Consider the following 7547-nt stretch of genomic DNA (forward strand, 5'->3'; position numbering starts at 1 on the left):
GCGCCGTCATGCCCGTTGCGACTGCTGCAAGCCCTTGGTACAGACACCTCTGGCCATGGATCATCATCGCCATCCTGACCTGTTCGGTGACACTGAGCCTTTCGATGGTGTTCATCGCCGTCAGCCATCCGGACCCGTTGGTCACCGACAATTATTACGAGGCCGGCAAAGGCATCAACCGCTCATTGAACAGGGAGGTGCTTGCCCAGTCTCTAAACCTGCATGCCCGCCTGAATGTGGACGAATTGACCGGCGAAGTCGGGCTGCACCTGAGCGGCAACAGCAACCCGGAACGTCTGGAATTGAACCTTATTTCCCCGACGCGCCCCGACAGTGACCGCCGCGTGTTTCTGACCCGCAGCCCATCGGAACCGGGTCGTTACATCGGGCAATTACCGGACCGGGTGGAGGGGCGGCGTTTTGTGGAGCTGCTGGGTATCGAGGGCGACCAGACGTGGCGCCTGTTCGAGGAAGAGCAGATCGGTGCCGATGAGCTGACCCTGGGCGATGAACCTTTGCAAGCCGCGCAGCGCCGGAAAGACTGAACATGGCGAGGTTGCCCCCGATTACTCCCAGACCGTGCTACCACTGCGGCCTGCCTGTGCCTGCGGGTGGCCGATTTACAGCAGTGGTGCTCGGTCATCCCCGAGAGCTGTGCTGCCCTGGCTGTCAGGCCGTGGCCGAGGCAATCGTCGCCAGTGGTCTGGAAAGCTATTACCGGCATCGCAGCGAGACCTCGGCCAACCCGCAAAGCCTGCCCACGCAATTGATCGATGAGCTGACACTCTACGACCGCCCTGATGTGCAGGCACCGTTCGTGCGCCACGAAGGCGAGTTGTCAGAGGCGACCTTGCTTGTCGAGGGGCTCAGCTGTGCAGCCTGCGGCTGGCTGATCGAGCAACGCCTGAGCCGTTTGCCCGCAGTGGCCGAAGCCCGCATGAACCTCTCCACCCGTCGCCTGCACGTGCGCTGGCGCGTCGAGCAACTTGCCCTCAGTCAGTTACTGAGCGAGCTGCATGCAATTGGCTACGTCGCTTATCCATGGCAGGCCGACCGCGCGGCCGAGCGCCTGGCGAGTGAAAATCGTCTGGCGCTGCGGCAACTGGGTGTCGCCGGCCTGCTGTGGTTTCAGGCGATGATGGCAACCATGGCGACCTGGCCGGAGTTCAATATCGACCTCAGCCCGCAGATGCATACGATCCTGCGGTGGGTAGCGATGTTTCTGACAACCCCTATCGTGTTCTACAGCTGCGCACCCTTCTTTCGCGGTGCCTTGCGCGACCTGCGCAGCGGTCACCTGACAATGGACGTCTCGGTGTCGCTGGCGATCGGCGCAGCCTACGTGGCAGGTATCTGGACCGCTATAACCGGCACCGGGGAGCTGTATTTCGATGCAGTCGGCATGTTTGCGCTGTTCCTGCTGGCCGGACGTTACCTGGAACGCCGCGCCCGCGAACGCACGGCAGCGGCCACGGCGCAACTGGTCAACCTGCTGCCTGCCTCATGCCTGCGCCTCGGTGCTAATGGCCAGAGCCAGCGCATCCTGCTCAGCGAACTACGTCTGGCCGACCGCGTACTGGTGCTTCCGGGTACGGTGATACCGGCGGATGGCAAGGTCCTTGAAGGTCGGTCCAGTGTCGATGAGTCGCTGCTGACGGGCGAGTACCTGCCACAGACGCGTAACGCAGGCGACCCGGTGACCGCAGGGACGCTCAATGTCGAAAGCCCGTTGACCGTCGCAGTGTCGGCGCTGGGTCACGAAACCCGCCTTTCGGCCATTGTCCGCCTGCTTGAGCGCGCCCAGGCGGAGAAACCCCGTCTCGCGCAGATAGCCGACCGGGCGGCACAGACCTTCCTGCTGTTTTCGTTGATGGCCGCTGCGCTGATCGGCGTGATCTGGTGGCAGATAGACGCATCGCGCGCATTCTGGATCGTACTGGCGATGCTTGTCGCCACCTGTCCTTGCGCATTGTCGCTGGCAACGCCGACCGCATTGACAGCAGCCACCGGTACGCTGCACAAGCTCGGCCTGTTGCTGACCCGTGGCCACGTACTGGAGGGCTTGAATCAGATCGATACAGTCATTTTCGACAAGACCGGCACCCTGACCGAGGGACGTCTGGTGCTGCGCAGCATTCTCCCGCTGCGCGAGCTGGAAGCTGAGCGCTGCCTGGAACTGGCGGCTGCGCTGGAAAACCGTTCAGAGCACCCCATTGCGCGCGCGTTCGGTCCGGCCTCAAAGGCTGCCGAACAGGTGCGCAGTACACCAGGACTGGGCCTGGAAGGTAGCGTTGACGATCAACGGCTGCGCATCGGTCAGGCAGCTTTTGTCTGCGCGCTGAGCGGCGTTGAACCTCCCGTGGTCGCCGATGAATCCGGACAGTGGCTGCTGCTGGGCGACGCGCAAGGACCGCTGGCCTGGCTGGTGCTGGACGATCATCTGCGCGAAGATGCCGGCACCTTGTTACACGCGTGCAAGGTACGCGGCTGGAAAACGCTGCTGCTGTCCGGCGACAGCTCGCCCATGATCGGCACCGTCGCGCGGGCGCTCGGTATCGACGACGCGCGTGGCGGCATGCGCCCGGACGATAAACTGAACGCGCTGCGGCAACTCCAGGCTCAGGGGCACAAGGTGCTGATGATCGGTGACGGAGTAAACGACGTACCGGCCATGGCAGCCGCGGACATCAGCGTGGCAATGGGCTCGGCCACCGACCTGGCAAAAACCAGCGCTGACGCCGTGCTGCTGTGCAATCGCCTGCCGGTGCTGATCGACGCACTGAATCTGGCCCAGCGCACGCGCAGGGTGATTATCGAGAACCTGCTCTGGGCCGGCCTGTACAATGGCCTCATGCTGCCATTCGCGGCGCTGGGCTGGATCACCCCGGTATGGGCAGCCATCGGGATGTCGATCAGTTCATTGACCGTGGTGCTCAACGCTTTGCGCCTGACCCGTATGCCGCGCCCTGCCCTGGCGCGCCCACCTGCTTCGGAGGTTTCATGCCCGCGCTTTACATCATGATCCCTGCTGCCTTGCTGCTGGTCGGTGTCGCGATCTACGTGTTTTTCTGGGCGGTGGACAGCGGCCAGTACGACGATATGGAAGGCCCGGCACACAGCATATTGTTCGATGAGCCGCCGTCAGTGGAGGATCGGCCAGAGCAGCAACAGTCTGGCGCTGACAGGAAGCACGATGTTTGAACTCGCTTCGATGCTGATTTCGGCACTCATTCTCGGGCTGCTGGGCGGCGGCCATTGCCTGGGGATGTGTGGCGGTCTGATGGGGGCGCTGACGCTGGCTATTCCCCAAGAACAGCGCAGCCGCCGATTTCGGCTGCTGCTGGCCTACAACCTCGGACGCATTCTCAGCTACACGGTTGCCGGCCTGTGTTCCGGGCTGGGCGGCTGGGCGGTCGCGCAAAGTCCGTTGGCAACGGGCCTGCGGATCATGGCCGCCGTGCTGTTGATCATGATGGGGCTGTATCTGGCCGGTTGGTGGAGCGGCCTGACGCACATCGAGCGGTTGGGCCGAGGCTTGTGGCGATACCTGCAACCGCTGGCCAGTCGCTTGCTGCCGGTGTCCAGCCTGTCCCGCGCCGTGTTGCTCGGCGCGCTGTGGGGCTGGCTGCCCTGCGGGCTGGTCTACAGCGCCCTGCTGTGGGCAGCCAGTCAGGCCAGCCCCCTCGACAGCGCCCTGCTGATGCTGGCTTTCGGGTTAGGCACCTGGCCCGTCCTGCTGGCCACCGGACTTGCTGCCGAACGCACCACTGCCCTGCTGCGCAAACGAGGTGTGCGCGTGGCGGGAGGGTTGCTGGTGATCGTGTTCGGCCTCTGGACCTTGCCGGGGCCCCATCAGCATTGGCTGATGGGGCATTGAGGCAGACAGCTCATCGCGCTTGACCCACGTCAACGCCCGCCCCTGAGCGCCTGCGTATGCTCGCGACATCGCCAGCCTGACCGGGAAACGTGCGCATGCTTGACGCCATTCGCTGGGATTCAGATCTGATCCATCGCTACGATGTGCCGGGACCGCGCTATACGTCCTACCCGACAGCGTTGCAGCTTCATACACAAGTGGGCGCATTCGACCTGCTGCATGCGCTGCGCGAAAGCCGCAAGGCGTTGCGCCCACTGTCGCTCTATGTGCATCTGCCCTTTTGCGCGAACATTTGTTACTACTGCGCCTGCAACAAGGTCATCACCAAGGACCGCGGACGTGCACAGGCCTACCTGCAGCGACTCGAGCACGAAATACACATGCTCGCCTGCCACCTGGCACCCGCTCAGGTGGTAGAGCAACTGCATCTGGGGGGTGGCACGCCGACCTTCCTCAACCATGACGAACTGCGCCGACTGATGGCTCAGCTACGCGCCCGGTTCAACCTGCTGGAGGATGACTCCGGCGACTACGGCATCGAGATCGATCCTCGCGAGGCAGACTGGGCGACCATGGGCCTGCTGCGAGAACTGGGGTTCAACCGCGTCAGCCTTGGCGTGCAGGACCTGGACCCGGTTGTGCAACGGGCGATCAACCGCATGCAGAGCCTGGAGGAAACACGCGCAATCGTCGAGGCCGCCCGCACACTGCAATTTCGCTCCGTGAATATCGACCTGATCTACGGCCTGCCCAGACAAACCCCGCACGCCTTCAGTCGCACCGTGGAAGCAGTCATCCAATTGCAGCCCGATCGGCTGTCGGTGTTCAACTATGCCCATCTGCCAGAGCGCTTCATGCCGCAACGGCGCATCGATACGGCGGACCTGCCGGATGCACAGGACAAACTGCTCATGCTGGAGCAGACCATCGAGCAACTGGGCAACGCCGGTTATCGCTACATAGGCATGGACCACTTTGCCCTGCCCGACGACGAGCTGGCCATCGCTCAGGAAGACCTGACCCTGCAGCGTAACTTTCAGGGCTACACCACGCACGGTCACTGTGACCTGATCGGGCTTGGGGTTTCGGCCATCAGCCAGGTCGGCGAGCTGTACAGTCAGAACAGCAGCGACCTGAACGACTATCAGCGGTTGCTGGACAGTGACCAGCCGGCGACCAGACGTGGGCTGATGTGCAGCGACGACGACCGGATCAGACGCGCTGTCATCCAGCAGTTGATCTGCCACTTCACGCTGGATTTCGCCTGGATCGAAAAGGCATTTTCCATTGATTTCAGGGACTATTTCAGCGATGCATGGCCGCAATTGCTCGGCATGACGGAGGACGGGCTGATTACGTTGAGCAATACCGGTATAAACATCACGCAGGCAGGCCGGTTGCTGGTGCGTGCGGTGTGCATGGTCTTCGATGCATACCTGCCCCGGCAGAGCAGGCAGCAGTTCTCCCGTGTGATATGACCCGCGTCCAGGCTCTACATTTTGGCCAGAACCAGCATTCCCGCCGTGGTCTTGTCGGCGTCACTGGAGCCCAGGCTGTTCATGAGCGACGACAGATCGGCCGTGGAATTGCTCACCTGCGCCTGCAACGTGATGAGCACGGTCTGTAGCGCCGCGGCCTTGGTCCGTCGCTCCTCGGGGCTCAGGCTGGGGTCATTCAGCGCCTTCTGGATCTGCTCCATGGTTTCCTCGATCCTGCGTTGAAGCTCGCGAATCGCCTTGAGGATCTTCTGCACGGAAGCCGGCAGGCCGCTCTGCTCGATATCAGCGTTTCTCGAAGACGATGACGCAACTGCCTTGCCTTCTGCCGACAAATTGACCTGTACACCCTTTGTCTCGCTCGCAGACGTCTCGGCAGTGCTTTGCCCGGCGTTACTGTAGGTGGTCTGCGAGGTCGCAGTTCGGATCGTAATGCTGTTGATCAACGGGAGTGTCGTTGACATTCCGAGGCATCCTGGTGTGGCTGAGGGAATAAAGGTTTATCGGCAGCCAGTCTGCAACCTTGACGACGCCGACAGGTTTGCAGGCTGGCCCCGACAAGCAAGGGTGAGTTACCCTTACGGCTTATGTGTGATTTCCCACAAGGAATTAAGTGATGTCCGAGCCAGTAAAGTTGCGTGCTCAAACCCAGGCTCACTGCAAGGATTGCAGTCTCGCTCCACTCTGCCTGCCCCTCTCGTTGAACACGGAAGACATGGACTGCCTTGACCAGATCGTCAAGCGGGGCCGTCCGCTGAAAAAAGGTGAATTTCTGTTTCGTCAGGGAGATACCTTCGAATCGGTCTACGCCGTACGTTCCGGTGCACTGAAGACCTTCAACATCAGTGACAACGGCGAGGAACAACTCACCGGCTTTCATCTACCCAGCGAACTGGTGGGCATGTCAGGCATGGACGCAGAAGCTTACCCGGTCTCGGCGCAGGCACTGGAAACCACTTCAGTGTGCGAAATTCCGTTTGAACGCCTGGATGAACTGTCGGTGCAATTGCCGCAACTGCGTCGGCAGTTGATGCGCGTGATGAGCCGAGAGATTCGCGACGATCAGCAAATGATGCTGTTGCTGTCGAAAAAGACTGCCGATGAGCGTATCGCCACGTTTTTGATCAATCTGTCTGCGCGCTTCCGTGCCAGAGGCTTTTCGGCCAACCAGTTTCGCCTGAGCATGTCGCGCAACGAAATCGGCAATCATCTCGGCCTGGCAGTCGAGACCGTGTCACGGGTATTTACCCGGTTTCAGCAAAATCAGCTGATTTCTGCAGAAGGCAAAGAGATTCATATCCTCGACCCTATCGAACTCTGCGCACTGGCAGGCGGTGCAATGCAAAGCTGAAACGTGCGATCTGTGGCGGGTCGGCTTAAACTATCGGCCAAACCTGCCATGGATCCCCCTGATGACTTTCGATCAATCGACCTTCAAATCCTTGATACGCCCGGTCGTGGACTTCCCCAAACCGGGCGTGGTGTTTCGCGACATCACTCCCCTTTTTCAGTCGCCCAAGGCTACCCGCCAGGTTATCGACAGTTTCGTGCAGCGTTACATAGAGGCCGATTTCAGCCATATCGGCGTTATGGACGCGCGTGGTTTCCTGATTGGTTCAGTGGTGGCGTATCAACTGAACAAGCCACTGGTGCTGTTCCGCAAACAAGGCAAACTGCCTGCCGATGTATTGTCTGAGGCCTATCAGACCGAATACGGCGAAGCGTACCTGGAAGTGCATGCCGACAGTCTGTGCGAGGGTGATTCGGTGATCATGTTCGATGACCTGATCGCGACCGGAGGCACGCTGATCGCCGCCGCCAACCTGATCCGCCGCATGGGTGCCGAGGTGCATGAGGCCGCTGCCATTATCGACCTGCCGGAACTGGGCGGCTCCAAGCGTCTTAACGATCTGAAAATCCCGACGTTCTGCCTGACCGGGTTTGCGCTGGACGAGCAGTAACGGCACAGGCACGAGAGTTACAGGTTCCAAACGGTCCAGCGCTCACGGCTATCGTAAATGCGCTTTTTTATCGCGATGGCACTGACGACGCAGAGTGCGACGTAAGTGACGGCTGAGTCCTGGCGCTGATCCGGGGGTAGCCTGGCAGGACGCCAGGCTAGCCGCACCGGGCCATGGATGGCCCGTTGCGGCGACCCCCGGATCAGTGACAGG

The 7547-nt window shown here is 61.2% G+C and carries 8 protein-coding genes and 1 pseudogene; 7 read left to right on the forward strand and 2 right to left on the reverse strand.

What is annotated here, in order from left to right; all coding sequences use genetic code 11:
• Positions 1–8: 8 nt before the first annotated feature.
• From ALO80_RS20060 to hemN, 5 genes are all read left to right on the forward strand, one after another.
• Complete coding sequence (locus ALO80_RS20060; RefSeq protein ID WP_055010269.1) at positions 9–545, forward strand: FixH family protein; 537 nt, start codon at positions 9–11, stop codon at positions 543–545.
• Positions 546–547: 2 nt separating this feature from the next.
• Positions 548–3022, forward strand: a complete 2475-nt coding sequence (locus ALO80_RS20065; RefSeq protein ID WP_055010270.1) for a heavy metal translocating P-type ATPase — start codon at positions 548–550, stop codon at positions 3020–3022.
• Entirely contained in the window at positions 3001–3201 is a 201-nt protein-coding gene (gene ccoS, locus ALO80_RS20070) for a cbb3-type cytochrome oxidase assembly protein CcoS (protein ID WP_055010271.1), read from the forward strand. Before ALO80_RS20065 ends, ccoS begins: the two co-directional genes overlap by 22 nt.
• Positions 3194–3877 (forward strand): sulfite exporter TauE/SafE family protein, encoded by a 684-nt coding sequence (locus tag ALO80_RS20075; RefSeq protein ID WP_055010272.1) that lies wholly within the window; start codon positions 3194–3196, stop codon positions 3875–3877. The genes ccoS and ALO80_RS20075 overlap by 8 nt, the downstream gene beginning before the upstream one ends.
• Before the next feature lie 95 nt (positions 3878–3972).
• Positions 3973–5355 (forward strand): oxygen-independent coproporphyrinogen III oxidase, encoded by a 1383-nt coding sequence (hemN, locus tag ALO80_RS20080; protein WP_055010273.1) that lies wholly within the window; start codon positions 3973–3975, stop codon positions 5353–5355.
• A gap of 14 nt (positions 5356–5369) precedes the next feature.
• Here the strand turns inward: hemN and ALO80_RS20085 are convergent, their stop codons facing one another.
• A complete protein-coding gene (locus ALO80_RS20085) occupies positions 5370–5837 on the reverse strand; it encodes a hypothetical protein (protein WP_055010274.1) in 468 nt (155 codons plus the stop codon).
• 152 nt (positions 5838–5989) lie between these two features.
• On the opposite strand from ALO80_RS20085, the gene fnr reads away from it, so the two are divergent.
• Positions 5990–6724 (forward strand): fumarate/nitrate reduction transcriptional regulator Fnr, encoded by a 735-nt coding sequence (gene fnr / locus ALO80_RS20090; RefSeq protein WP_054985609.1) that lies wholly within the window; start codon positions 5990–5992, stop codon positions 6722–6724.
• A gap of 61 nt (positions 6725–6785) precedes the next feature.
• On the forward strand, positions 6786–7334 hold the full coding sequence (locus ALO80_RS20095; protein WP_055010275.1) for an adenine phosphoribosyltransferase: 549 nt from the start codon (positions 6786–6788) through the stop codon (positions 7332–7334).
• Positions 7335–7351: 17 nt separating this feature from the next.
• Here the strand turns inward: ALO80_RS20095 and ALO80_RS31790 are convergent.
• Positions 7352–7547 (reverse strand): annotated as a pseudogene (locus ALO80_RS31790) (hypothetical protein); the annotation flags it as partial.

The sequence above is a fragment of the Pseudomonas caricapapayae genome, assembly GCF_001400735.1.
Taxonomy (GTDB): Bacteria; Pseudomonadota; Gammaproteobacteria; order Pseudomonadales; family Pseudomonadaceae; genus Aquipseudomonas; species Aquipseudomonas caricapapayae.